Annotated in this window: 25 protein-coding genes and 2 pseudogenes; 16 read left to right on the forward strand and 11 right to left on the reverse strand. The window is 63.8% G+C overall.

Going from position 1 to position 23,932, the window contains the following annotated elements; all coding sequences use genetic code 11:
• Nucleotides 1–82 precede the first annotated feature (82 nt).
• The 11 genes and pseudogenes from NPS46_RS11750 to NPS46_RS11800 all read left to right on the forward strand — a co-directional run bounded on the left by NPS46_RS11750 (nucleotide 83) and on the right by NPS46_RS11800 (nucleotide 9,711).
• Entirely contained in the window at nucleotides 83–2,206 is a 2,124-nt protein-coding gene (locus NPS46_RS11750) for a TonB-dependent copper receptor (protein WP_274107281.1), read from the forward strand.
• A gap of 76 nt (nucleotides 2,207–2,282) precedes the next feature.
• A complete protein-coding gene (locus NPS46_RS11755; protein WP_274107283.1) occupies nucleotides 2,283–3,653 on the forward strand; it encodes a PepSY-associated TM helix domain-containing protein in 1,371 nt (456 codons plus the stop codon).
• A gap of 209 nt (nucleotides 3,654–3,862) precedes the next feature.
• Nucleotides 3,863–4,022: pseudogene (locus NPS46_RS11760) on the forward strand (transporter substrate-binding protein); the annotation flags it as partial.
• Nucleotides 4,007–4,114: pseudogene (locus NPS46_RS11765) on the forward strand (ABC transporter ATP-binding protein); the annotation flags it as partial. The pseudogenes NPS46_RS11760 and NPS46_RS11765, both read left to right, overlap by 16 nt.
• A gap of 30 nt (nucleotides 4,115–4,144) precedes the next feature.
• A complete protein-coding gene (locus tag NPS46_RS11770; protein ID WP_274107285.1) occupies nucleotides 4,145–4,984 on the forward strand; it encodes an urease accessory protein UreD in 840 nt (279 codons plus the stop codon).
• Between the two features lie 76 nt (nucleotides 4,985–5,060).
• The gene (locus NPS46_RS11775) at nucleotides 5,061–5,363 is read left to right on the forward strand and encodes an urease subunit gamma (RefSeq protein ID WP_274107287.1); all 303 of its coding nucleotides are present in this window, start codon (nucleotides 5,061–5,063) and stop codon (nucleotides 5,361–5,363) included.
• Nucleotides 5,364–5,372: 9 nt separating this feature from the next.
• Nucleotides 5,373–5,897 carry a GNAT family N-acetyltransferase gene (locus NPS46_RS11780; protein ID WP_274107289.1) on the forward strand — a complete coding sequence of 175 codons (525 nt, stop codon included), beginning with the start codon at nucleotides 5,373–5,375 and terminating at the stop codon, nucleotides 5,895–5,897.
• 6 nt (nucleotides 5,898–5,903) lie between these two features.
• Nucleotides 5,904–6,437 carry a GNAT family N-acetyltransferase gene (locus NPS46_RS11785; RefSeq protein ID WP_274107291.1) on the forward strand — a complete coding sequence of 178 codons (534 nt, stop codon included), beginning with the start codon at nucleotides 5,904–5,906 and terminating at the stop codon, nucleotides 6,435–6,437.
• Nucleotides 6,434–6,739 carry an urease subunit beta gene (locus NPS46_RS11790; protein ID WP_274107293.1) on the forward strand — a complete coding sequence of 102 codons (306 nt, stop codon included), beginning with the start codon at nucleotides 6,434–6,436 and terminating at the stop codon, nucleotides 6,737–6,739. Before NPS46_RS11785 ends, NPS46_RS11790 begins: the two co-directional genes overlap by 4 nt.
• Before the next feature lie 67 nt (nucleotides 6,740–6,806).
• Nucleotides 6,807–8,507 carry an urease subunit alpha gene (gene ureC / locus NPS46_RS11795; protein WP_274107295.1) on the forward strand — a complete coding sequence of 567 codons (1,701 nt, stop codon included), beginning with the start codon at nucleotides 6,807–6,809 and terminating at the stop codon, nucleotides 8,505–8,507.
• Nucleotides 8,508–8,577: 70 nt separating this feature from the next.
• A complete protein-coding gene (locus NPS46_RS11800) occupies nucleotides 8,578–9,711 on the forward strand; it encodes a sensor histidine kinase (protein ID WP_274107297.1) in 1,134 nt (377 codons plus the stop codon).
• A gap of 66 nt (nucleotides 9,712–9,777) precedes the next feature.
• Here the strand turns inward: NPS46_RS11800 and NPS46_RS11805 are convergent, their stop codons facing one another.
• Both NPS46_RS11805 and cbpA read right to left on the reverse strand, forming a co-directional pair.
• Complete coding sequence (locus tag NPS46_RS11805) at nucleotides 9,778–10,083, reverse strand: chaperone modulator CbpM (protein WP_274107299.1); 306 nt, start codon at nucleotides 10,081–10,083, stop codon at nucleotides 9,778–9,780.
• Between the two features lie 2 nt (nucleotides 10,084–10,085).
• Nucleotides 10,086–11,036 carry a curved DNA-binding protein gene (gene cbpA, locus NPS46_RS11810; RefSeq protein ID WP_274107301.1) on the reverse strand — a complete coding sequence of 317 codons (951 nt, stop codon included), beginning with the start codon at nucleotides 11,034–11,036 and terminating at the stop codon, nucleotides 10,086–10,088.
• Nucleotides 11,037–11,337: 301 nt separating this feature from the next.
• Between cbpA and NPS46_RS11815 the strand changes: the two genes are divergently transcribed.
• Nucleotides 11,338–12,603 (forward strand): Hsp70 family protein, encoded by a 1,266-nt coding sequence (locus tag NPS46_RS11815; protein ID WP_274107303.1) that lies wholly within the window; start codon nucleotides 11,338–11,340, stop codon nucleotides 12,601–12,603.
• 72 nt (nucleotides 12,604–12,675) lie between these two features.
• On the opposite strand, the gene NPS46_RS11820 is transcribed toward NPS46_RS11815, so the two are convergent.
• The 7 genes from NPS46_RS11820 to NPS46_RS11850 form a co-directional block, all read right to left on the reverse strand.
• Complete coding sequence (locus NPS46_RS11820; protein ID WP_274107305.1) at nucleotides 12,676–13,812, reverse strand: AGE family epimerase/isomerase; 1,137 nt, start codon at nucleotides 13,810–13,812, stop codon at nucleotides 12,676–12,678.
• Between the two features lie 103 nt (nucleotides 13,813–13,915).
• Entirely contained in the window at nucleotides 13,916–14,488 is a 573-nt protein-coding gene (locus NPS46_RS11825) for a HupE/UreJ family protein (RefSeq protein ID WP_274107307.1), read from the reverse strand.
• Nucleotides 14,489–14,512: 24 nt separating this feature from the next.
• Entirely contained in the window at nucleotides 14,513–15,127 is a 615-nt protein-coding gene (ureG, locus tag NPS46_RS11830) for an urease accessory protein UreG (protein ID WP_274107309.1), read from the reverse strand.
• Between the two features lie 9 nt (nucleotides 15,128–15,136).
• Nucleotides 15,137–15,811: an urease accessory protein UreF gene (locus NPS46_RS11835; RefSeq protein WP_274107311.1), complete on the reverse strand. Its 675-nt coding sequence runs from the start codon at nucleotides 15,809–15,811 to the stop codon at nucleotides 15,137–15,139.
• Nucleotides 15,808–16,308 carry an urease accessory protein UreE gene (gene ureE / locus NPS46_RS11840; protein ID WP_274107313.1) on the reverse strand — a complete coding sequence of 167 codons (501 nt, stop codon included), beginning with the start codon at nucleotides 16,306–16,308 and terminating at the stop codon, nucleotides 15,808–15,810. Before ureE ends, NPS46_RS11835 begins: the two co-directional genes overlap by 4 nt.
• A gap of 170 nt (nucleotides 16,309–16,478) precedes the next feature.
• The gene (locus NPS46_RS11845) at nucleotides 16,479–17,111 is read right to left on the reverse strand and encodes a TetR family transcriptional regulator (RefSeq protein WP_274107315.1); all 633 of its coding nucleotides are present in this window, start codon (nucleotides 17,109–17,111) and stop codon (nucleotides 16,479–16,481) included.
• A 138-nt stretch (nucleotides 17,112–17,249) separates the two neighbouring features.
• On the reverse strand, nucleotides 17,250–17,630 hold the full coding sequence (locus NPS46_RS11850; RefSeq protein WP_274107317.1) for a hypothetical protein: 381 nt from the start codon (nucleotides 17,628–17,630) through the stop codon (nucleotides 17,250–17,252).
• A gap of 360 nt (nucleotides 17,631–17,990) precedes the next feature.
• Between NPS46_RS11850 and NPS46_RS11855 the strand changes: the two genes are divergently transcribed.
• On the forward strand, nucleotides 17,991–20,060 hold the full coding sequence (locus NPS46_RS11855; protein WP_274107319.1) for an AsmA family protein: 2,070 nt from the start codon (nucleotides 17,991–17,993) through the stop codon (nucleotides 20,058–20,060).
• Between the two features lie 63 nt (nucleotides 20,061–20,123).
• On the opposite strand, the gene NPS46_RS11860 is transcribed toward NPS46_RS11855, so the two are convergent.
• Nucleotides 20,124–20,654: a ferritin-like domain-containing protein gene (locus NPS46_RS11860; protein ID WP_274108058.1), complete on the reverse strand. Its 531-nt coding sequence runs from the start codon at nucleotides 20,652–20,654 to the stop codon at nucleotides 20,124–20,126.
• A gap of 205 nt (nucleotides 20,655–20,859) precedes the next feature.
• Between NPS46_RS11860 and NPS46_RS11865 the strand changes: the two genes are divergently transcribed.
• Nucleotides 20,860–21,750 carry an esterase/lipase family protein gene (locus NPS46_RS11865; RefSeq protein WP_274107321.1) on the forward strand — a complete coding sequence of 297 codons (891 nt, stop codon included), beginning with the start codon at nucleotides 20,860–20,862 and terminating at the stop codon, nucleotides 21,748–21,750.
• A 12-nt stretch (nucleotides 21,751–21,762) separates the two neighbouring features.
• Here NPS46_RS11865 and NPS46_RS11870 read toward each other — a convergent pair whose 3' ends face one another.
• On the reverse strand, nucleotides 21,763–22,641 hold the full coding sequence (locus NPS46_RS11870; protein ID WP_274107323.1) for a DMT family transporter: 879 nt from the start codon (nucleotides 22,639–22,641) through the stop codon (nucleotides 21,763–21,765).
• Between the two features lie 97 nt (nucleotides 22,642–22,738).
• Between NPS46_RS11870 and NPS46_RS11875 the strand changes: the two genes are divergently transcribed.
• Nucleotides 22,739–23,527 (forward strand): AraC family transcriptional regulator, encoded by a 789-nt coding sequence (locus NPS46_RS11875; RefSeq protein WP_274107325.1) that lies wholly within the window; start codon nucleotides 22,739–22,741, stop codon nucleotides 23,525–23,527.
• Nucleotides 23,528–23,612: 85 nt separating this feature from the next.
• Nucleotides 23,613–23,894: a PsiF family protein gene (locus NPS46_RS11880; protein ID WP_274107326.1), complete on the forward strand. Its 282-nt coding sequence runs from the start codon at nucleotides 23,613–23,615 to the stop codon at nucleotides 23,892–23,894.
• Nucleotides 23,895–23,932: the final 38 nt, after the last annotated feature.

A 23,932-nucleotide genomic window follows, 5' to 3' on the forward strand; every position in this document is an offset into this window, starting at 1 on the left:
TCACCTGGCCCGCCGGAACGCACTGCACAAGACAGTCGCGCGGCGCCGGCCGTGTTGTATTCGCTAGAAGAATGGAATGCTTATGTCCCGCTCCACTGCACGCACTCGCCTGCCTTTTACCCAGGCCAACCGCCCGTTTTCCCTGAGCCCGTCGCGCCTGCGCTTTACCCAGGCCCTCGCGGTGTTCTGCGGCGCCCTGCTCGCCCCCCTGGCCATGGCGGCCGAGGCTCCGGACGAACATGCCCGGCACGCCGAAGAACTCAGCCCGACCGTGGTCACCGCCATCGGCCAGAGCTCGCCCCTGACCGTGATCACCAACCCCAAGGACCCGCGCCAACCGGTTCCAGCCAGTGATGGTGGCGACTACCTGAAAACCATCCCCGGCTTCGCCCTGGTGCGCAATGGCGGGACCAATGGCGACCCGGTGCTGCGCGGCATGTTCGGCTCGCGCCTGAATATCCTCAGCAACGGCGGCATGATGCTGGGCGCCTGCCCAGGGCGGATGGACGCACCGACGTCCTATATTGCCCCGGAAACCTATGACAGCCTCACCGTGATCAAGGGGCCGCAAACCGTACTCTGGGGCCCTGGTGCTTCGGCCGGTACGGTGCTGTTCGAACGCGAGCCGGAGCATTTCGGCGAGCTGGGCACCCGGGTCAATGCCAGTATTCTGGCCGGTTCCAATGGCCGGTTCGACAAGGTTATCGACGCCGCTGCCGGCGGGCCGCTCGGTTATGTGCGGGTCATCGGCAACCAGGCCCACGCCGACGATTATCGCGACGGCAACAACGACACCGTGCCCTCGCGCTACGACAAGTGGAACGGCCATATCGCCGTGGGCTGGACCCCGGATGCCGACACCCTGCTGGAGCTGACGGCCGGCAAGGGCGACGGCCAGGCGCGCTCCGCCGGTCGGGGCATGGACGGCTCCCAGTACAAGCGTGAAAGCCTGGGCCTGCGGTTCGTCAAATCGAATATCGGCGAGGTGCTCGACAGCATCGAAGCCCAGGTCTACTACAACTACGCCGACCACGTGATGGACAACTACAGTCTGCGCACGCCCTCCGGCACCGGCATGATGGCCGGGCCCATGGCGTCCAATGTCGACCGTCGGACCCTGGGCGGGCGGATCAAGGCCACCTGGCGCTGGGCCGATGTGCAACTGATCGGCGGGCTCGATGCACAGACCAACGAACACCGCCAACGCGGCGGAGCCGGCATCGATACCTACAAAAATATGTCCTACACCAAGGACGCCGACTTCCATAACTACGGCGCCTTTGGCGAGCTGACCTGGTATGCCGCCGACCGTGACCGCCTGATCAGCGGCGCGCGCCTGGACCGTGCCTCGGCCAAGGATTACCGCCAGCGCCTGGGCTCGGGCATGATGAGCAGGCCCAACCCCACAGTCGACAACACACGCGCCGACACCCTGCCCAGCGGCTTTGTGCGCTACGAGCATGATCTGCAGGCCAGCCCGACCACCGTCTACGCAGGCCTGGGGCACACCCAGCGCTTCCCGGACTACTGGGAGCTGTTCTCGCCGAAAAGCGGCCCGCTCGGTTCGTTGAATGCCTTCGACTCGATCAAGCCGGAAAAAACCACCCAGCTCGACGTCGGCCTGCAATACAAGACCGAGGACCTCGAAGCCTGGGCCTCGGGCTATGTCGGCCAGGTGCGCGACTTTATTCTGTTCGACTACACCGGCGGCAGCTCGCGTGCCGAGAATATCGACGCACGCATCATGGGCGGCGAACTGGGCGCAGCCTATCGCTTGACCTCCAACTGGAAAGCCGACGGCACCCTGGCCTACGCCTGGGGCAAGAACAGTAGCGACGGCAAGGCCCTGCCACAAATGCCGCCTCTGGAAGCCCGCCTGGGCCTCAGCTACAGCCAGGACAGCTGGAGCGCCGGCGCCCTGTGGCGCGTGGTGGCCGACCAGGGTCGCATCGACCGGAACAAGGGCAATGTGGTCGGCAAGGACTATGCGCAAAGTGCTGGCTTCGGCGTGTTCTCGCTCAATGGCGCGTACCGGATCAACCAGAACTTCAAGGTCAGCACCGGCGTCGACAACCTGTTCGGCAAGGCCTATGCCGAGCACCTAAACCTGGCCGGCAACGCCGGGTTCGGCTTTCCCGCCGATAACCCCCAGGCCCTCAAGGAACCCGGCCGGACCTTCTGGACCAAGGTCGACATGAGCTTCTAAGCCGAACTCGCGCCTGCCCCAAGGCGGGCGCGAACCCATTCCTATAAAAACGTTACAGCCTTGCGGAGCGCTCCTGATGAGCCAACCCAAACCTTCTTTCTACAACCTGGCGTGGCGCTGGCATTTCTATGCCGGGTTGTTTGTCGCCCCCTTCATGATCCTGCTGGCCCTGACCGGCATCATCTACCTGTTCAAACCCCAGCTCGATCCACTGCTCTACGCCGACCTGCTCGAAGTCCGTCCAGGGCACCACACCCTGACGGCCGATACCCAGCGCGAGCAGGTCGCGGCCGCCTACCCCGGCGCCCAGCTCAAGCAGTATCTGCCGCCCATTGCCGGCGATCGCAGCGCGCAGTTCGTAATCCTCGACCAGGGCCGCGAGCTCAATGTGTTTGTCGACCCGTACCGGGGCGTCCTGCTTGGCGCCCAGGATGCCCAGAACAACTTGCAGGCCATCGCCCGCGCCCTGCATGGCGAATTGATGATCGGCACCCTGGGTGACCGGCTGATCGAACTCGCCGCCGGCTGGGGCGTGATGCTGGTGATTTCCGGGCTGTATCTCTGGTGGCCCAGGGGCCGATCCCGAGCGGGCGTACTGTGGCCACGCCTGGGCAGTCGCGGACGTCTGTTCTGGCGCGACCTGCACGCCGTGACCGGGTTCTGGGGCGCGGCCCTGCTGTTGCTGATGCTGCTGAGCGGCATGACCTGGACCGGTTTCTGGGGCAAGCAATATGCCGAGCTGTGGAACCGCTTCCCGGCGGCGATGTGGAACGACATGCCCACCTCCGATACCCAGGCCGCCAGCCTGAATACGGCCACTCGCCAGACCGTACCCTGGGCCCTGGAAAATACCCCGCTGCCGCTCTCCGGTGCCCATGCCGAACACCAGCACCACGGCGCCGCGCCGAGCGGCCCGGCAGCACCCGAAATCAGCCTGCAACAGGTGGTGGATATCGCCACCGCGCGCGGGGTCGAGGCGGGCTACAGCATCACCCCACCCACCACGGCCGAGGGCGTCTACACCATTGCGGTGTTTGCCGACGACCCGCGCAACGACGCGACCCTGCATATCGACCAGTACAGCGGCCGGGTGCTGGCCGATGTGCGCTGGGAGCAGTACGGCACGGTGGCACGCGCCACGGAAGTCGGGGTGATGCTGCATGAGGGCAAGATGTTCGGCCCACTCAACCAGTTCATTATCCTGCTGGTGTGCCTGATGATTCTGCTCGGTTCGGTCAGCGGCCTGGTGATCTGGTGGAAGCGCCGGCCCGCAGGTGGCCTGGGCGTGCCGCCGCTGCGCCATGACTTGCCGAAGTGGAAAACCGCCATGGCGATCATGCTGGCGCTGGCCGTGATCTTTCCCCTGGTGGGCGCCTCGTTGATTGTCGTGTGGTTGCTTGACCGCGTACTGCTGTCGCGGTTTGTCCACAGCCCCGCAGCGCCCTGAGCCCCTCCTCCCGCCACGTGTAGGCACGAGCGCCGCCGCGATAAACCGCTCGCGCCTACACGCCACCCCGCGCGCACCAATGCAGCGCAACGCGACGCACCACACCCCCGGCAACAGCCCCTCAATGGTGCGCGACCGTCTTCCCGCGCCTGCGCTGAAGCGAGCGGCCCAGGCTTTTTCCGACTCGGCACACCCCTTGCAACAGCCCCTTGAGCATCCTGCATTCGCTGTCGGGAACCATGGCGATTTCCGAAACCTCGCTTAAAGACATGGCGTTGATGACCATCGACGAAATCAATGCCAAGGGCGGCGTCAACGGCAAGATGCTCGAAGCCGGGGTGGTCGACCCCCGTCTCCAACTGGCCGATCACTACCTGGTGATGTCCCGTGGGGAAATCGTCCAGCAGGGTCGTGGCGAAAACATGCAGTCCGAGGGTGTACGCGGGCTGGTTACGATCTAATCTTTAGCGCTCCGAAGCCAACGAACAACCATGAACCTGCCTGCCTCGCCCATCCCGTTCACCCCCAGTTGGTACGCCGAGCTGGAACTGGCCTATGCCCGTTTCGGCGAAAGCTCGCGACCAGTGCTGCGCCGCCACCTGGGTCCGTTGCGGGTGCAGAAGCACCTGTACGCCGAAGGCCCCGAAGTCTGCCAGCACATTATCGTCCACCCGCCCGGCGGCATTGCCGGCGGCGACCGGCTCGCGATTCGGGCCCGGGTGGAGGACGGCGCCTGGGCGCAATTGACCAGCCCTGGCGCAGCCAAGTGGTACCGCGCCAACGGCCCGGCGTACCAGACGCTGGAGCTGCACGTCAGCCCCGGCGCGACCCTGGAATGGCTGCCCCAGGAAACCATCGTCTTCAGCGCCGCCCAGGCCGAACTGCAGACGCGCATCGAGCTGCACGGCGATGCCCGGCTTTTCTACTGGGATATCGTCGCCCTCGGCCGGCCAGCCAGCGGGGAACGTTTCGAACAGGGCCATTTCCAGGCTCGCCTGGATATCCGCCGCGACGGTAAGCCACTCTGGCACGAGCGCCAGCGGATCGCCGGCGGCGATGGCCTGCTCGACTCGCCCATCGGCCTGGATGGCCAACCGGTGTTTGCCACCTTGCTGGTCACCGGCGAAATTGACGACGAATTGCTCGAACGCTGTCGCGCCCTGGCCCATCCCGTGCGCGGCGATCTAAGCCAATTGCCCGGGCTGCTGGTCGCGCGCTGCCTGGCCGGCGAAACCCTGCAGGCCCGCGCCTGGCTGATCGCCCTGTGGCAGTTGCTGCGCCCGGCGTTGCTCGGCCGCGAAGCCCTGGCGCCGAGGATCTGGAACACATGAACGGCTTGTCGCTCCAAGCCCCCCGGGCCTGCTCTGCACCGCCCTTTTTTCTACTGCCTTGTACGGATGGCCCACGATGGACCTGACCCCCCGCGAAAAAGACAAAATGCTGATCTTCACCGCCGGCCTGGTCGCCGAGCGCCGCCTGGCCCGTAGCCTGCGACTCAACTACCCGGAAGCCATGGCCTATATCAGCGCGGCCCTGCTCGAAGGCGCCCGCGACGGCCAGACCGTCGCCCAACTGATGCACTACGGCACCACCCTGCTCAGTCGCGAGCAAGTAATGGAGGGCATCGCCGAAATGATCCCGGAGATCCAGGTCGAAGCGACCTTCCCTGATGGCACCAAACTGGTCACCGTCCACCAACCCATTGCCTGAGCGTGCGCCATGCCTTATCTGATCCGCGATGCCCAGCAGGCCGACCTGCCCGCCCTTCGCGATATCTACAACGACGCGGTACTCAACACCACGGCGATCTGGAACGAACAGCCGGTGGACCTGGGCAATCGCCAGGCCTGGTTCAGCGCCCGCCAGGCCCAGGGCTACCCGATTCTGGTGGTGACCGACGCGAGCGATACGGTGCTGGGCTATGCCTCGTACGGCGACTGGCGGCCCTTCGAGGGCTTTCGCCATACCGCCGAACACTCGGTCTATGTGCGCAGCGACCAACGCGGCAACGGCCTCGGCCCGCGCCTGCTCGGCGCGTTGATCGAACGCGCGCGCGAAGGCGGCAAGCATGTGCTGGTCGCGGCGATCGAAAGCGGCAACGGCGCCTCGATCCACCTGCATGAACGCCTGGGTTTTATCACCACCGGTTGCATGCCCCAGGTGGGCGTGAAGTTCGGCCGCTGGCTCGACCTGACCTTCATGCAACTGACCCTCAACCCCGGCGCCTTGCCGCCGGCGGAGTGACCCTCGATGACTGCCCGCCAACTGCGCCGCATCACTGCCGAAAGTTTTCCCGACTACCGCGCCGGGCTGATCGACCTGCTGCTCGATGCCGTCGCCCACGAAGCCTCGGTGGGCTTTATGGCCGACTTCGATGCACGCCAGGCCGGCGAGTACCTCAACGGCGTCCAGGCCGGTCTTGCAGACGCCAGCCTGTTGCTCTGGGTCATCACCTGCGACGAGCAGGTCCTGGCCAGCGTGCAACTGAGCCTGTGCCTGAAGCCCAACGGGTTGAACCGCGCCGAGGTGCAGAAGCTGCTGGTGCTCGACTCGGCCCGGCGCCGTGGCCTGGGCCAGCAATTGATCCAGGCACTGGAACAGGGCGCACGCGCACAGCAGCGCGGCCTGCTTTACCTGGACACCGAGGCTGGCTCCGGCGCCGAGGCGTTCTACCAGGCTCAGGGCTACACCCGCGTAGGTGAGCTACCGAACTACTGCCGCAACCCGAACGGCCAATACCGGCCCACCGCCCTCTACTTCAAGACCCTGGGACAACCCGTATGATTCCTGGCCAATACCAGATCCAGCCTGGCGAAATCGAACTCAATGTCGGCCGTCGCACCCTGATCCTGACCGTGGCCAACAGCGGCGACCGACCGATCCAGGTTGGCTCGCACTATCATTTTTTCGAAGCCAACGACGCCCTCCAGTTCGACCGCCCGAGCAGTCGCGGCATGCGCCTGAACATCCCGGCCGGCACCGCCGTGCGCTTCGAGCCGGGTCAGCGCCGCGAAGTCGAGCTGGTCGATCTCGCGGGGCTACGCCGGGTGTTCGGCTTTGCCGGACGGATCATGGGCGAGCTTTGATGGCTGCGTACCCGCCCCTCACGTTCACCGTTATCAAAGCGCCTTCGAACTCGCCAAAGGACTCAGCATGAAGATTTCCAGACAAGCCTATGCCGATATGTTCGGCCCTACCGTGGGTGACCGGGTACGGCTGGCCGATACGGAGTTGTGGATCGAGGTCGAGCAGGATTTCACCACCTACGGCGAGGAGGTGAAATTCGGTGGCGGCAAGGTAATCCGCGATGGCATGGGCCAGGGCCAGTTGCTCGCCGCCGAGGTCGTCGACACGCTGATTACCAACGCGCTGATCGTCGATCACTGGGGCATCGTCAAGGCAGATGTCGGGCTCAAGAACGGGCGCATTACGGCCATCGGCAAGGCCGGCAATCCGGATATCCAGCCGGATGTGACCATCGCCATCGGCGCCAGTACCGAGGTGATCGCCGGTGAAGGCATGATCCTCACCGCCGGCGGTATCGACACCCATATCCACTTCATCTGCCCGCAGCAGATCGAAGAAGCGCTGATGAGCGGCGTGACCACCATGATCGGCGGCGGCACCGGCCCCGCCACTGGCACCAATGCCACCACCTGCACGTCCGGGCCCTGGCACCTGGCGCGCATGCTCCAGGCCGCCGATGCCTTCCCCATGAACATCGGCTTTACCGGCAAGGGCAACGCCAGCCTGCCGGAACCGCTGATCGAACAGGTCAAGGCGGGCGCCATTGGCTTGAAACTGCATGAAGACTGGGGCACCACCCCGGCGGCCATCGACAACTGCCTGAACGTGGCCGACCAGTTCGATGTCCAGGTCGCGATCCATACCGACACGCTCAACGAGTCGGGGTTTGTCGAAACCACCCTGGGCGCATTCAAGGGCCGCACCATTCACACCTACCACACCGAAGGTGCCGGCGGCGGCCATGCCCCGGACATCATCAAGGCCTGCGGCCTGGCCAATGTGTTGCCCAGCTCGACCAACCCGACGCGCCCGTTTACCCGCAACACCATCGACGAACACCTGGATATGTTGATGGTCTGCCATCACCTCGACCCCAGCATCGCCGAAGACGTGGCGTTTGCCGAAAGCCGGATTCGCCGCGAGACCATTGCCGCCGAGGATATCCTTCACGACCTGGGCGCGTTCTCCATGATCAGTTCCGACAGCCAGGCCATGGGCCGCGTCGGCGAAGTGATCACGCGCACCTGGCAGACCGCCGACAAGATGAAGAAACAGCGCGGCGCGCTACCCGGCGACGGCCCTGGCAACGACAATTTCCGGGCCAAGCGCTATATCGCCAAGTACACCATCAACCCGGCGATCACCCACGGCATCAGCCATGAAGTGGGCTCGATCGAGATCGGCAAGTGGGCCGACCTGGTGCTCTGGCGGCCGGCCTTTTTCGGGGTCAAGCCCACGCTGATCCTCAAGGGCGGCGCGATTGCCGCGAGCCTGATGGGCGATGCCAACGCCTCGATTCCCACGCCCCAGCCGGTCCATTACCGCCCGATGTTCGCCAGCTATGGCGGCTCCCTGCACGCCACCAGCCTGACGTTTATCAGCCAGGCCGCCGACGCGGCCGGACTGGCGCAAAGCCTAGGGCTGAAAAAGCGGATCGCAGTGGTCAAGGGCTGTCGCCAGGTGCAAAAGAGCGACCTGATCCACAATGACTACCTGCCCCGCATCGAAGTCGATCCACAGACCTATCAGGTCAAGGCCGACGGCGTGCTGTTGTGGTGCGAACCGGCGGATGTGCTGCCCATGGCCCAGCGATATTTCTTGTTCTAGATCGCCGGCAACTGTTCAATATTTGGCAAGAAGCTACTATGTTCTCCTTTGTCCTGCCAGGTCGTCCGCTATGGGTTTATCCGAGTTCATCGTGCACCAGGTCGAAAGGATCGTCGATGAGTGGGAACAGTTCGCCAGTACCCTGACCCCGGCGGCGGAGTCCATGACTCGGGTCGAGCTACGCGACCATGCCAAGTCCATCCTGCTGGCCGCCGCGCGGGATATGACCAAGGCCCAGACCGCTCGCGAACAGGCCGCCAAGGCCAAGGGCGATGGCCCGGAGAAAACCCCCAGCCTGGACGCGGCCGCCGCCAGCCATGGCGAGCTGCGCCACAGCGTCGGCTTCGACCTGGTGCAGATGACCTCCGAGTTTCGCCATCTGCGCGCCTGCGTGATCCGCCTGTGGGTCGATAGCCTGACCACACCGCAACTGACGCAGTTCCAGGACATGATCCGCTTCAACGAAGCCATCGACGAAGCCCTGGCCGAGTCGACCGCCGCCTATGCCGAACAGGTCAACCGCTCGCGGGATATCTTCCTGGCGATTCTGGGCCACGACCTGCGCGCCCCTCTGCAAGCGGTGAGCATGTCGACCGAGTTGCTGGTGCGTAAATCGAACCTCGACGAGAACGGCCTGGTCTACGCCAGCCGCATCCGGCGCGGAACGCGGCATATGAGCGCGATGATCAGTGATCTACTGGAATTTGTACGCAGCCGCCTGGGCAATGGCATGCCCGTGGAGCCGGCGCCCATGGACCTGGCCAGCGCGGCCCAGGCCGCCATCGACGAAGCCAGTGCCGGCCAGCCGGGCTGCCAGGCGCACTTGCAGGTCGAGGGCGATACCCATGGTGTCTGGGATCGCGGGCGCATCGAGCAACTGCTGCAGAACCTGCTGGGCAATGCCTTGCAGCATGGCGCCAACCATCGCATGGTCACGCTGAGCCTGATCGGCGCCAGCGATAGCGTGACCCTGACAATCCACAACTACGGCCCGGCGATTCCCGAACAAGCCCTGGGGAGCATTTTCGACCCACTGGTGCGCAGCGCCACCGAGGAAGTCGGCCAGGCAAGCACCAGTCTTGGCCTGGGCCTGTTTATCGTCAAGGAAGTGGTCAATGCCCACCAGGGCACGATCGAGGTGCAGTCGAGCGAACGCGACGGCACACGGTTTATCGTGGTGCTACCCCGCGTCTCCCACGCCTGAAACCCCAAAAATAAAGCCTTGCCGGCGCGAGCACGCTCGCCTCGACAAGGCTCGGGGTCAGCCCCATCAGTCCGGCACAAAGCGCTCCAGGCGCTGCCTGAGCATGCGGTTCTCGGCCCGCAGCTGGCGGACTTCCTCCAGCAGCTCCAGCGCCAGGGCGACGCCTTCCCAATCGATCTCCAGGTCGCTGCGCAGCTTGACCGCGCGCTTGGCGATGCCCAGCTCGAAATCGTTGAAACGCCAGTCCCCGGGATCTGCCCCCTGAGGCTCAAGGATGCCGTGCTCGACAATTTCGATCACGCAAGCGACCGTCAGATCGGTCTCTTCACAGAATGTTTCCATGTCCAGTTGAACGATCAGGGGTCGACTCATGATCAGTTACTCCATTGTTCTCTCGGATCGAAGGCGGCTTTTTGCGCCAGTTCCCGCCACAGGGCCTGCACGGCCTCGTCGTTCTGCTTAGGCATCACGGCCTTCAACTGAACGAACAGATAGCCGCGCTGCCCCGCCTTGTTCAACAGGCCATGGCCTTTGGCACGCATGCGCTGACCGTTCTGGCTACCGGCCGGCACCTTCAGGTTGATCTTGCCGGTCAGGGTCGGTACCGCGACCTCGCAGCCCAGCGCCAGCTCCCACGGAGCCAGTGGCAGGGTGATGATCAGGTTCTCACCCTCGACATCGAACTTGGGATGTGGCGCGAAGCGAATGGTCAGGTACAAGTCGCCATTAGCCCCACCACCGATGCCCGGTGCGCCCTGGCCCTTGAGGCGGATACGCTCGCCATCGGTAACCCCGGCCGGGATCTTCACATTCAGGCTTTTCGCGGTGTTGCTGACATGCTGGCCCGCGGCGTTGTACTGCGGCACCTGATAGCTGATCTTCTTCGACTCGTTGGAGAGCGTTTCTTCGAGAAAGATCGGCAGTTCCATTTCCACATCCTGTCCACGTCGCCCACTACTGCGGCGCGATTGCCCACCGCCACCGAAACCGGGGCCGCGGTTGCCAAAGATCGAACTGAAGAAGTCCGAGAAGTCGCCGGTGTCCTGGCCACCGCCAAACCCGCCGCGGCCTTCCCAGCCCGGCGGGCCCTGGAATGGCTGGCCGTGCTGGCCATACTGGCGCAGCTCGTCGTACTCGGCGCGCTTGTCGGCACTTTTCAGCGCCTCATAGGCCTCCGAGACGTCCTTGAATTTGCTCTCGGCGTCTTTTTCTTTGCTGACATCTGGGTGGTACTTGCGCGCGAGCTTGCGGTACGCGGCCTTGATGGCCTTGTCGTCCGCCGTCGGCTCGACACCCAGAATCTTGTAATAGTCTTTGAAGTCCATCTAAGGATCACCATCCGTTATCGATATCGCGTCGCCCGACAGAGCCAGCATGCGCCCTTGGGCGGCATCGGCATTGACCGACCTCAAGGCTGTGACCGGGCAGTGCATCACCTGTTTATCGGCAGCCACGGTATTTCTCTTGATCGCAGCGCAGCTGCCAGCCCAATGCCTTCAAGTTTGGGGATCAAGGATAGTCTTTCAAGTCGTTAAAAACCTGATATTTAGCGGATCGTCGGCCTTCGAATCTGCGAGCGCCTGACATACACTGCGCGGCCGTTTTTTTCACCGGACCCGCAAAGCCATGAACAACGCCTCTGCAGCCCGTGCCTGTGGTATCGACTTCGGCACGTCCAACTCCACCGTCGGCTGGCTACGCCCCGGCGAGGAGACGCTGATTGCGCTGGAAGACGACAAGATCACCCTGCCTTCGGTCGTCTTTTTCAATATCGAGGAGCGTCGTCCGGTCTACGGCCGCCTGGCCCTGCACGAGTACCTGGAAGGCTACGAAGGCCGGCTGATGCGCTCGCTCAAGAGCCTGCTGGGTTCCAAGCTGATCAAGCACGACACCAGCGTCCTGGGCACGGCCATGCCGTTCAAGGACCTGCTCGGGCTGTTTATCGGCCAGCTCAAACAGCGCGCCGAAGCCGCTGCGGGCCGCGAGTTCGAGCAGGTGGTGCTGGGGCGCCCGGTATTTTTCGTCGACGAAGACCCACTGGCCGACCAGGAAGCCGAAGACACCCTGGTCGCGGTGGCGAAGAAACTCGGTTTCAAGGACGTGTCCTTCCAGTACGAGCCAATTGCCGCGGCCTTCGACTATGAGTCGACCATCGAGCGCGAAGAGCTGGTACTGATCGTCGATATCGGTGGTGGTACGTCGGACTTCTCCCTGGTGCGCCTGTCGCCCGAACGCCGTACCCAGGACAACCGCCATGAAGACATCCTCGCCACCGGCGGCGTGCATGTGGGCGGGACCGACTTCGACAAGCAGTTGAGCCTACAGGGCCTGATGCCGCTGTTCGGTTATGGCAGCCGGATGAAAAGCGGTGCCTATATGCCCACCAGCCACCATATGAACCTGGCGACCTGGCACACCATCAACTCGGTGTACTCGCAAAAATCCCAACTGGCCCTGGGCAGCATGCGCTACGACATCGAGGACACCGGCGGCATCGACCGTCTGTTCAAGCTGATCGAGCAGCGCGCCGGCCACTGGCTGGCCATGGAAGTGGAAGAAACCAAGATCCAGCTGACCCACAGCGACAGCCGCCATGTGCCGCTGGACCGAATCGAGTCGGGGCTGGGCGTGGACTTGAGCCGGGCACTGTTCGAGTCGGCCATCGACAACCAGTTGGAGCGGATCCGCAACAGCGTGACCCAACTGCTCAACGACGCAGGCGTAGGCGTCGAGCAGGTCGATACCGTGTTCTTTACCGGCGGTTCTAGCGGCATTCCCGCCTTGCGCCAAAGCGTCGCGGCCATGTTGCCCAAGGCAAGCCATGTGGAAGGCAATATCTTTGGCAGCATCGGCAGCGGCCTGGCCATCGAGGCCAAGAAGCGCTACGGCTAAGCTCCCGCTGTACCGCGCTGGCTGGCTGAAACACCGCGGGGCCGGGTGCAGTGCACTCGGCCCCGCGGTTATTTAGCCCGCGAGAAAATCGCTCAGGCCCGCCAGGCAGGTCGCCAGATGGTAGGGCGTGGTCGAGGGCATATCCTGGCGGCTGACCCGGCCGGCGCCATCGCGGCATTCGTACCAGCCACGCCTGTGGATAAAGTTCTGCTGCAAGGCGCTCAACTGGCGCAACAGGCGCGGGCCGTTGTCGGCGCGCAGGGTCAGGGCCCGCAAGTATTCGGCCTGGGCCCAGATCCGCTGGGTGGCATCGCGCACGCTGCCATGCTCATCGAGCATGCCGCTGACCGCACCGCTCTGCGGGTCCACCCCGACCTGCTCGGCGTAGTCGAAGGCGCGGTCCAGGGCCTGCTGCAAAGGGCTGGTGCGCAACAGCGGCGACGACTCGAGCAAATACAGCCACTCGAATTGATGGCCCGGCTCGAACCAGTTATCCACAGCCCCCCACGGTTTTTCCATCAACAGCCCGTGGCGCGGTTCGATAAAGCGCTGCTGCATGCCCGCCGCCAGGGCCATAAGCGCCTGCTCGACCGATGGATCATTACGCACTGCAAGCGTTGCCAGAAAGCCTTCAGCCAGGTGCATCAGTGGGTTCTGCAGCGGGCCGCTGCCCAGGCCCGACCAATCGCGGGCCAGGCTGGCCTCGTACAGCCCGCTGCCATCGGCAAAACGGGTGGCGATCACTTCCAGGGCGGCATTGAGCACGGACTCGACCAATGGCTCGCGGACCCGGGCCCAGTAATGGGCACAGGCAAAGACGATAAACGCATGGGTGTACAGATCCTTGCGTTGGTCCAGCGGCGCGCCCTGGGCGTCGATGCTGTAGATCCAGCCGCCGTGCTCGGCGTCGTGGAAATGCCGTTGCAAGGAACGAAAAAGCGCGCCGGCATGGGCTTCGGCGCTCGGAAACTGCGGATCGCCGATCAGCCCGCTGAACACATAGAGCTGGCGGGCGCAGGCCATCGCGCGATAACGCTGCGGCGCCAGGGGCCGTTGCTCGCCATCGAGCGCCTCATAGGGCAATGCCAGTTCCGGGTTCCAGCCAGGAACTTGCCAAAGCGGCACGATCACATGGCGAAAGTGCTCGCGCAGGGCCTCGAACAGGGCACGCACTTCAGGCTGGGAGGCAGAGCTGGAAACTTCGGGCATCGGCGGGCGTCGTCAGGGCTGGGGCTTGAGCCCGCCATGTTAGCAGGAACCTCGCCGCCTATCGCGGCGAGCAAGCGCCAGGCGCCTGCCCGCCACGTCGGACTCAGCCGGCCAGCAACCAGGCCCCGGTCACCGCCGACGCGGCACCAGCCAGGCGCACCAGCGGCGCAGCGGCCCGGGGCAGCACGCGAACGAGCGCATAACCGGCGGCATGCAGCACGGCCGTCGCCATCACGAAGCCAGCGGCATAAGTCCAGGGGCTGGACATCTCCGGCAGCTCCAAACCGTGGGCCACGCCGTGAAACAGGGCAAACATCGCCGTGGCAAACATCGCCAGGCCCAGCGGCGGCCGGACCGCCAGCGCCACAGCCAGCCCCAGGGCCAGGACCGACGCGGCAATCCCGCTTTCCAGAGCGGGCAGGTTCAGCCCTTCAAAACCCAGCACACCGCCCAGCAGCATGGTGCCGACAAAGGTACAAGGCAGCGCCCAGCGGGCCGCGCCTTGTTGCTGGGCCGCCCAGAGCCCGACCGCGAGCATCGCCAGCAGGTGATCGAGGCCGCCGATCGGGTGGCCGATACCGGCCAACAGGCCGTTATCACCGTGGCCCGGGTGGGCAAATGCCAGGGCCGGGCTCAGCAGCAGGGTCAAGGTGGCGAGGATTTGTTTCAGGGTCATGGGTAAAGCTCCTTGGTGTGACATTCAGGCCGCGCTCAGCAGGCCCTGACGTTCGATAAAGGCCACGATGGCATCCAGGCCAAGCCCGGTCTTCTGGTTGCTGAAGACAAAGGGTTTGTCGCCACGCATCCGTCGTGTGTCGCTGTCCATCATTTCCAACGAGGCGCCGACCAGGGGCGCCAGGTCGATTTTGTTGATCACCAGCAAATCGGATTTGCAGATGCCCGGCCCGCCTTTGCGCGGCAGCTTGTCGCCGGCCGATACATCTATCACGTACAGGGTCAGGTCGGACAGTTCCGGGCTGAAGGTCGCGGACAAATTGTCGCCACCGGACTCCACCAGGATCAGGTCGAGGCCGGGGAAGCGCCGATTCAACTGATCCACCGCCTCCAGGTTGATCGACGCATCCTCGCGGATCGCCGTATGGGGGCAGCCACCGGTTTCCACGCCAATGATCCGTTCCGGCGCGAGCGCCTGGTTGCGCACCAGAAAATCCGCATCCTCACGGGTATAGATATCGTTGGTGACCACAGCCAGGTTGTAGCGATCGCGCAGGGCCAGGCACAGGGCCAGGGTCAACGCGGTCTTGCCGGAACCGACCGGGCCGCCGATACCGACCCGCAGGGGTTGTGCATTCATGTGCTTCTCCTAGGAACGAAACAGGCGGCTGTATTGGCGCTCATGGGCCATGCACGCCAGGGACAGGCCAAACGCGGCACTGCCAAGGTGTTCGGGGGGGTGTCGGGCGGCTTGCTGCTGGGCCTGCTGCAATAACGGCAGCAGTTGGCTGGTCAGGCGTTGTGCGGCCTGCTGGCCCAGGGGCAGGGTTTTCATCAGGACGGCCAACTGATTTTCCAGCCAGCTCCACAACCAGGCGGCCAGGGCATCTTCGGCACTGATCTGCCAGGCCCGGGCCGCCAGCGCCCAGCCGAGGGCCAGGTGCGGCTCGTCATGGCGCGCCAGAAAATCACGTGCAGCGTCGTCCAGTTCAGGCAGACCATTGAGCAGTTGCTGCAGGGAATACCCCATCTGCCGGCTTTCCTGATACAGCTCACGGGTTTCGCGGCTGGCGCGCTGTTCTGCCGCCAGTTGCGCCAGCGCCTCCCAGTCCGCCGCCAGTGCAGAGCGGCAATGGGCAAGCAGCAGCGGCGCCTCGAAACGCGCCAGGTTGAGCAGCAATTGGTCGCCGATCCAGCGCCGGGCGCTGTCGACATCCGTGACCCGGCCGCTATCCACCGCCAGTTCCAGCCCCTGGGAATAGCTGTAGCCACCAATGGGCAATTGCGGGCTGGCCAGACGCAACAGCGCCCAGGCCGGCTTCACACACGCACTCCAAACTGGTGCAGGCGTGGCGGGTAATTGAAATCTTCGTCACCGTGACGCGAATGGTGATGGCCGCCGCCATAGGCGCCGTGCTCCGGCTGAAAAGCCGCCTCGAGGGCTTCGGTCCGGGCACCCAGTTGCTCGAGCATGGCCTTGAGCACGTAGTCGTCGAGCAATCGCAGCCAGCCATCGCCGATCTGCAGGGCGACATGCCGGTTGCCCAAGTGATAGGCGGCGCGGGTCAGTTCAAAGGCATTGCGACAGGTCACATGCAGCACCTGCTCCGCACGGGCACTGACCCGCACGACACGGCCATCCTCGGCCTGTAGAAAATCGCCGTCGTGCAGCGGCGGCTGGCCGCGTTCGAGGAACAAGCCGACATCTTCGCCATCGGCACTGAAACAGCGCAGACGGCTTTTGCTGCGGGCTTCGTAATTGAGGTGGAGTTCGGCTGCCCAGGCCGTTTGGGCAGCAATTGCGCGATGGATCACCAGCATGGGAGGGATTCCAGCCAAGAACGATGCACAGTACAGAGCAAGGGGCTTGCCAATTGCGCTCCGGGGCGCCGTATCGCGAAGGCCTGCCTGAAAATGAAACGTAGCGCCTGGCTGGCGCGTTTCAAGATGGTGCACAAGGCCCGACTGCGAGCCTTTGTGGTGCGCCGGGGTTACTCGGTGCTGCCCAATCCCTGCCAATGCTTGAGGCCGATAAAGATAAACCGCAGTTGCTGGGTGATCTTGGCCTGGGGCGAGAGGTGTTCGGGGAGCGTTTCGACAGCGGGGTCGATGATCTCCGGCAGCGTCGCGAATACGCTTTTGACCACCAGATCGGCCATCACGGTCAGGCTGTCATGGCTCAGGTGCTGGAGCTTGGGCATCAGCGTCAGGTCAGCCGCCAGGTCCGAACTGATGCCATCGCGCAAGGCCGCGATCGCCTGGCGCACCGGCTGGGAGCCGCCGTATTGCTCACGGGCGAGAAACAGAAATTGCGAGCGATTGGCTGACACCACGTCGAGGAAAATCCGGACCGAGGCATCGATAATGCCGCCCATTACAAATTCGTTATGGCGTACCAGGCGAATGGTCTCGCGAAAGGTCTGCCCGACTTCGCTGACCAGGGCCAGGCCAAGCTGGTCCATGTCATTGAAGTGGCGGTAGAAACCGGTCGGCACGATGCCCGCGGTCTTGGCTACTTCGCGCAGGCTCAGGCTACCAAAGCCACGGCCGCACTCCATCAGGTGCCGGGCGGCATCCATCAGGGCATGGCGGGTCTGTTGCTTTTGTTCGGCGCGGGGCAGCATCGGCGGGCGGGTTCTGGCAGTGGTACAGCGGGGCACTCTAGCAAATCAGCTTTGTCGACGTCGAACCCCAGGCGCCAGGGCCCTGAAATAGAGAGGCCCGGTACGATGACCGGGCCTGGCTCCAAGGACCGCACACGATCAACTGATCTGTTGACGTTGTTCGATCAGACGATCGCTGCCGTTTTCGGCAAAGCTCGCACTTTTGACACGGCTGGAACCGTCTTCGGCGAAGGTGGCCGACTTGGTGCGGTCGGAACCATCTTCGGCAAAGGTCGCCGACTTGGTACGGTCGGCACCATCTTCGGCAAAAGTCGCCGACTTGGTACGGTCGGCACCGTCTTCGGCAAAGGTCGCCGATTGGGTGCGGTCAGAGCCGTCTTCCGCCAGGGTTTTAATAGGCTGGCTGATGGTCGCCGCATCGGACTTGATTTGCGGGGCCGTCTGCTCGGAGGCGGGCAAGGCAAAGGCATTGGCCGCCAAAAGCGAGAGGGTCAAGCTGAGGAGTAATGGACGTTTCATGATTTGGCGCTCCTTGGGAGGGCAATTAAGTGGATACGGAGCCAATGCTACGCTTGCCAAATCGATATAAAAGTTCATATAGGCAATGGTAATAATCAACAGAATTGATGGTTCGCCGCCAGAGCCTCTGGAATGGGCGCTGCGGCCGGTACTCCTGCCCCGTTCAAGGGATTGTCGAAGGGCCTGTGCGCCGTCCAGGTGCAGGCTCCCGCCCAAAAAACCGTCGGATCGGTCAGGAAAAATCCATTTATTTGCCGCACCAGCGCCATTGTTATTAAACCTTGGCGAGGGTTCACCGGTCGTAATGGCATGTCTTGTCCCACACCAGCGGACGCCCAGTCGCAACGAAGGAGCCGTGCAATGACGCGCACTCGCAGAATATTCGCCTGGACCGGCCTCAGCCTGGTCCTTCTCCTGGCCCTGTTTGTCCTGATTATTGCGACCTTTGACTGGAATCGACTCAAGCCCACCCTGAATGAAAAAGTCTCCGCCGAGCTGCATCGTCCGTTTGCGGTCAATGGCAACCTGGCCGTGCTGTGGCGCCGCGAGCCCGACGAAGGCGGTTGGCGCGCCTGGGTGCCCTGGCCTCATCTGGTGGCCGAGGACCTGACGCTGGGCAATCCTGACTGGTCGAAACAACCGCAGATGGTCAGCCTCAAGCGCGTCGAGTTGCGCCTGGCCCCGCTGCCGCTGCTGGCGCAACGGGTGGTGATCCCGCGCATCGATCTGACGGGGCCCAAGGCCGTGCTTGAACGCCTGGCCGATGGCCGGGCGAACTGGACGTTCCAGTTCGATCCCAAGGACCCCAATGCCGAGCCGTCGAACTGGACGGTGGATATCGGTGCCATCGGCGTCGACAAGGGCCAGGTCACGCTCGACGACCAAAGCCTGAAAACCCGCCTGGAGCTGTTGATCGACCCGCTGGGCAAGCCGATCCCCTTTAGCGATATCGTGCCTGAAAGCCAGAAGAACCCCGCCCGCACGTCCACGACCAAGCCCCAGGACTATGCCTTTGCCTTCAAGGTCAAGGGCCAGTACCACGGCCAGCCGCTCTCCGGCACGGGCAAGATCGGTGGCCTACTGGCCTTGCAGGATGCGACCCAGCCCTTCCCCTTGCAAGCCGACGTCAAGATCGCCGCCAGCCGGATTGCCCTCGCGGGCACCCTGACCGACCCACGCAACCTGGGCGCGCTGGATCTGCGCCTGTCGCTTTCCGGTGCCAGTCTGGCTCATCTGTACCCGCTGACCGGGGTTACCCTGCCCGACTCACCGCCCTATGCCACCGACGGCCATTTGATTGCCAAGCTGCACGAGCCGGGCGGCGCGGTCTTCCGCTATGAAGGGTTCAACGGCAAGATCGGCAACAGCGATATCCATGGCGACCTGGCCTACGTTGCCAGCCAGCCACGGCCCAAACTGAGCGGTGCGCTGCTCTCCAATCAATTGCTGATGGTCGACCTGGCGCCGCTGATCGGTGCCGACTCCACGACCCAGCAAAAGGCCCGGGGCGCGGCCAGCCAACAGCCGGCAACCAAGGTGCTGCCGGTCGAAGAGTTCCGCACCGAGCGCTGGCGCGAGATGGACGCCGATGTCGAGTTCACCGGCAAACGCATCGTCCACAGCGCCGAGCTGCCCTTTACCGACCTCTACACTCACCTGCGGCTCAACGATGGCGAACTGAGCCTGGAGCCGCTGCGCTTTGGCGTGGCCGGCGGCAAGCTCGACATGCAGGTTCGCCTCAATGGCCGGGTCACGCCGATGCAGGGCCGCGCCCGCCTGAGTGCGCGCAACTTCAAGCTCAAGCAACTGTTCCCGACCTTCGAGCCGATGAAAACCAGCTTTGGCGAGCTCAACGGCGACGCGGATATCAACGGCACCGGCAACTCGGTCGCCGCGTTGCTGGGCAAGGCCAATGGCGATCTGAAGATGCTGGTCAATGACGGTGCGATCAGCCGCGGCCTGATGGAAATCGCCGGGCTCAACGTGGGCAACTACGTGGTCGGCAAGCTGTTTGGCGACAAGGAAGTGAAGATCAATTGCGCGGCGGCTGACTTTGGCATCAAGAACGGCCTGGCCACCTCGCGCCTGTTTGTCTTCGATACCGAGAACGCGATTATCTATGTCGATGGCACCGCCGACTTTGCCAGCGAGCAACTGGACCTGACCATCAATCCGGAATCCAAGGGGCTGCGACTGTTTTCCCTGCGCTCGCCGCTCTATGTCCGCGGGCCGTTTATCAAGCCCGACGCCGGGGTCAAGGCCGTGCCGCTGATCCTGCGGGGCGCGGGGATGGTAGCGCTGGGGGTGATTGCCGGGCCGGCTGCCGGGTTACTGGCCCTGGTAGCACCGGGAGGGGATGTGCCTAACCAGTGCGCGCCGTTGCTGGAGCAGATGAAGGCGGGCAAGGCGCCGAAGACGGTGAAGGGATAAGCCCGAACCCGCCCCTGCAGGCTCAGCGTGAACCTGCAGGGGCGCGCGGGTTCGCGAGGGGGATTACAGGCCCTGTAACAGGTCCGCCATATCGTCGGCGTGCTCTTCTTCCTGGGCGAGAATGTCCTCGAAGATCCGCCGCGTCGTCGGATCCTGCTCGCCGATGTACTGAATGATCTCGCGGTAGCTGTCGATGGCAATGCGCTCGGCAACCAGATCCTCGGTGACCATCTCTTTCAGGGTCTTGCCGGCGATGTACTGGGCATGGGAGTTCTTTGACAGCAAGTCGGGATTGAACTCCGGCTCACCGCCCAGTTGGACGATCCGCTCGGCCAGTTTGTCGGCGTGGGCCAGTTCCTGATTGGCATGTTCCAGAAACTCCTCGGCCGCGACATTGGCCTTGATACCGCTGGCCATGTAGTAATGGCGCTTGTAGCGCAGGGTGCAGACCAGCTCGGTGGCCAGCGACTCATTGAGCAGGCGCAGCACCTGCTCGCGATCAGCGCTGTAGCCTGCGGTCACGGCGCCACTTTCGACATTCTTGCGGGCACGTTCACGCAGGGTTTTCACATCGGATAACGGTTTGTCGCTCATTTCAATCTCCTGGCTCATCAGGTTTTCCTCCTCGCTCTGTCGACGAGATAGGCCCGTAAGCTGTGAGTGATCGAAACGCCGGAAAGTTTTATCGGATGTGCCAATCAATCGATGGCGACGCTGTGCGAACCCCGCGCTGTCATCCGCGCCAGGCAGACTGGCGCCCTGATCGAGGTCGAAATCTTTCCTGTACAAAGGGGTGCATATGTCCGAGGAACTCGCTACGCGTTACCCCCTGGTCCTGGTACCGGGGATGCTCGGTTTTGTCCGCTTGCTGGTCTATCCGTACTGGTACGGGATCATCCCGGCCCTGCGCCAGGGCGGCGCCCGGGTGTTTGCGGTACAGGTATCACCGCTCCATTCCAGCGAAGTGCGCGGCGAACAACTGCTGGCACGCATCGCACAAATCCGCCGCGAGACCGGCGCCGACAAGATCAATCTGCTCGGCCACAGCCAGGGTGCGCTGACCGCGCGCTACGCGGCCGCCAAGCGACCAGACTGGGTCGCCTCGGTGACCTCGGTGGCCGGTCCCAACCATGGCTCGGAGCTGGCCGACTACCTGGAGCGCCAATACCCGGCACACAGCCTGCGCGGGCGCTTGCTGCACCGGATGCTGTGTGCGATCGCACGGCTGATGGGCTGGCTGGAAACCGGCGATCGGGTCCGCGGCTTGCCCATGGACCTGCACGCCTCGCACCAGTCGCTGACCTGCGCCGGTGTCGCACAGTTCAATCGCCAGTACCCCCAGGGCCTGCCATCGACCTGGGGCGGGCAGGGTCCGGAGGAAGTCGCCGGGGTGCGCTATTACTCCTGGTCCGGCACCCTCCAGCCCGGGCGAACCGGCCAGGGCCGCAACCTGCTGGACGGGACCCACCGCAGTTGCCGGCTATTTGCCCGGACCTTCGTGCGCGAAGCCGGCCAGTGCGACGGGATGGTCGGACGCTACAGCTCGCACCTGGGCACCGTGATTGGCGATGACTACCCGCTTGACCACTTAAATATCGTCAACCAATCCATCGGCCTGGTCGGCAAGGGCGCCGAACCCATCCGCCTGTTTACCGAACACGCCGCGCGGCTCAAGGCCGCCGGCCTCTAGGCACCTGGACCGCTAGCGGGCGCGACCCAACGGGGTGGTCCAGCGCTCCGACAGAATCACCCCGGCCAGGGTCAACCCGCCGCCGACCAGGTGGTACAGCGCCAGTTGCTCACCCAGTACCAGGGCCGCGATCAGCGCCGTCAGCAACGGCAGCAGATTGAAGAACTGCGTGGTACGGCTCGGCCCCAACCTCGTCACGGCCTGCATCCAGGCCAGGGGCGCAATCATCGAGGCCAGCAGGCACGCATACAGCACCAATGGAATGTTCTGCAGGTTCGGCCCCGCCTTGGGCGACAGGACAAACAGCGGCAACAGCACCACCACTGCCACCAGCACCTGTAGATAGAGCAATTGCAGCGGCGGCAGGCGTAGCTGCCATTTTTTCAGCAGGGTGCTGTACAGCGCGTAGGCCAGGGTCGCGAACAGCATCATGCCATCGCCCAGATTGACCCCATGTTCCAGCAGCGTGCCCGGCTTGCCCGCGGACACCACCAGCGCCACCCCGGCAAACGACAGCAGCGCGCCGCCCAGGGCGCCGGCCGTCAGGCGCTGGCCCAGGCTGACAATCGCCATGGCCAGGGCCATCAGAGGCATCAGGCAAAGGATGATGCCCATGTTGGTCGCGGTGGTCATGGCCGCCGCGTAGTAGGCCAGGCTCTGATAGACCGCCATGCCGAGCACGCCGAGGATAACGATCTTCCCCAGATTCGGGCGGATCAGCGCCCAATTGCCGAGTACCGGCTTGAGCATGAAGGGGGTAAACAGCAACCCGGCCAGCAACCAGCGATAGAAACCGATTTCCGCCGGGAAGATCACCCCATCCGCCGCCTTGCTGACCACGGTGTTGCCAGCCCAGATCAAAATGGCCAGCAGGGGATAAGCGTATTGCATAAGTCACAACCAGAACTTGAATGAGGGGCGATTATCCGCCTGTCTGTCCTAATGCCTATACTTGTATCCGGTCAAACTGCCGCAGAATCCAGACAGCATGCACAAGACACTGATTCCCCTGCCCGAATTCACCGGCCTGCCCACGCCGGTGTATTTTCGCCATGCCGAATTCGTCCCCGACAGCCATACGGTGGCGCACCAGCACCCCTGGGGATCGTTCGACTATGTGGCCAGCGGTGTGATGCGCTATCAGATCGGCGTCCAGCGCTTTATGTCACCACCGCAATACGCCGTGTGGATTCCCCCGAACACTGAACACAGTTCCTACAACGCCCAGGCCATCGTCTATCGCTCGGTGTACCTGGCGCCGGAACACTGCCGTGGCCTGCCCGAGCAAGCGAGCACCCTGGCGATCAGCGCCATCCTCAAGGCAATCCTCGGGGACTTCGCCCAGCGCGCGGTGAACATGCCCGAAACCGCCGAGGACCAGCGCCTGGCCCAAGTGTTTATCGACCAGTTGCACCTGGCGCCAAAGCAGCGCAGCTACCTGCCCTATGCCAGCCATCCCGGGCTGGTCGGCGTGCTGGAAGCCATGCAGGCCGACCCTGGCGACAACCGCCCGCTGGCGGCCTGGGCAGACCGGGTGCATGTCAGCGAGCGGACCCTGGCCCGCCTGTTTGTCCGCGAGCTGGGCATGAGCTTTGGCGAGTGGCGCCAGCGCCTGCGTTTCCTGGCCTCCATCGAAGCGCTGGAAGCGCGGCGCAGCGTCCAGGACATCGCCTATGACCTGGGCTACAGCAGCTCTTCGGCGTTTATCGCGATGTTCCAGCGCCAGGCCGGCTGCACCCCGGAGCACTACCGCCGCCAGGCACGACCTGCGGCCTGAGCACACAGGAGGAAGCTGTAACAGGGCTTGTCTACACTCCAGCGCAGGTCGTGCCCCCCTGGTACGCCAACAAGGAGAAAACTCCATGAAGATGCTGCGTATTGCGCTGTTGATGACAGGTTTGTTGATCACTTCCCAGGGCTTTGCTGCCACAGCCCAGCAGGAAAAAATGAAGACCTGCAATGCCGACGCCACCACCCAAGCGCTCAAGGGCGATGAACGCAAAGCCTTTATGAGCAACTGCCTGAAAGCCAAGCCGGCGACCCAGCAGGACAAGATGAAAACCTGCAACGCCGCCGCCACCACCAAAACGCTCAAGGGCGATGAGCGCAAAGCCTTCATGAGCGACTGCCTGAAGAAAAAATGATCGATGCGCCAGGGCGCTGCCAAGGCGCGCGCCCTCTT

This window comes from Pseudomonas putida (genome assembly GCF_028682395.1).
Classification (GTDB): Bacteria; Pseudomonadota; Gammaproteobacteria; order Pseudomonadales; family Pseudomonadaceae; genus Aquipseudomonas; species Aquipseudomonas putida_AB.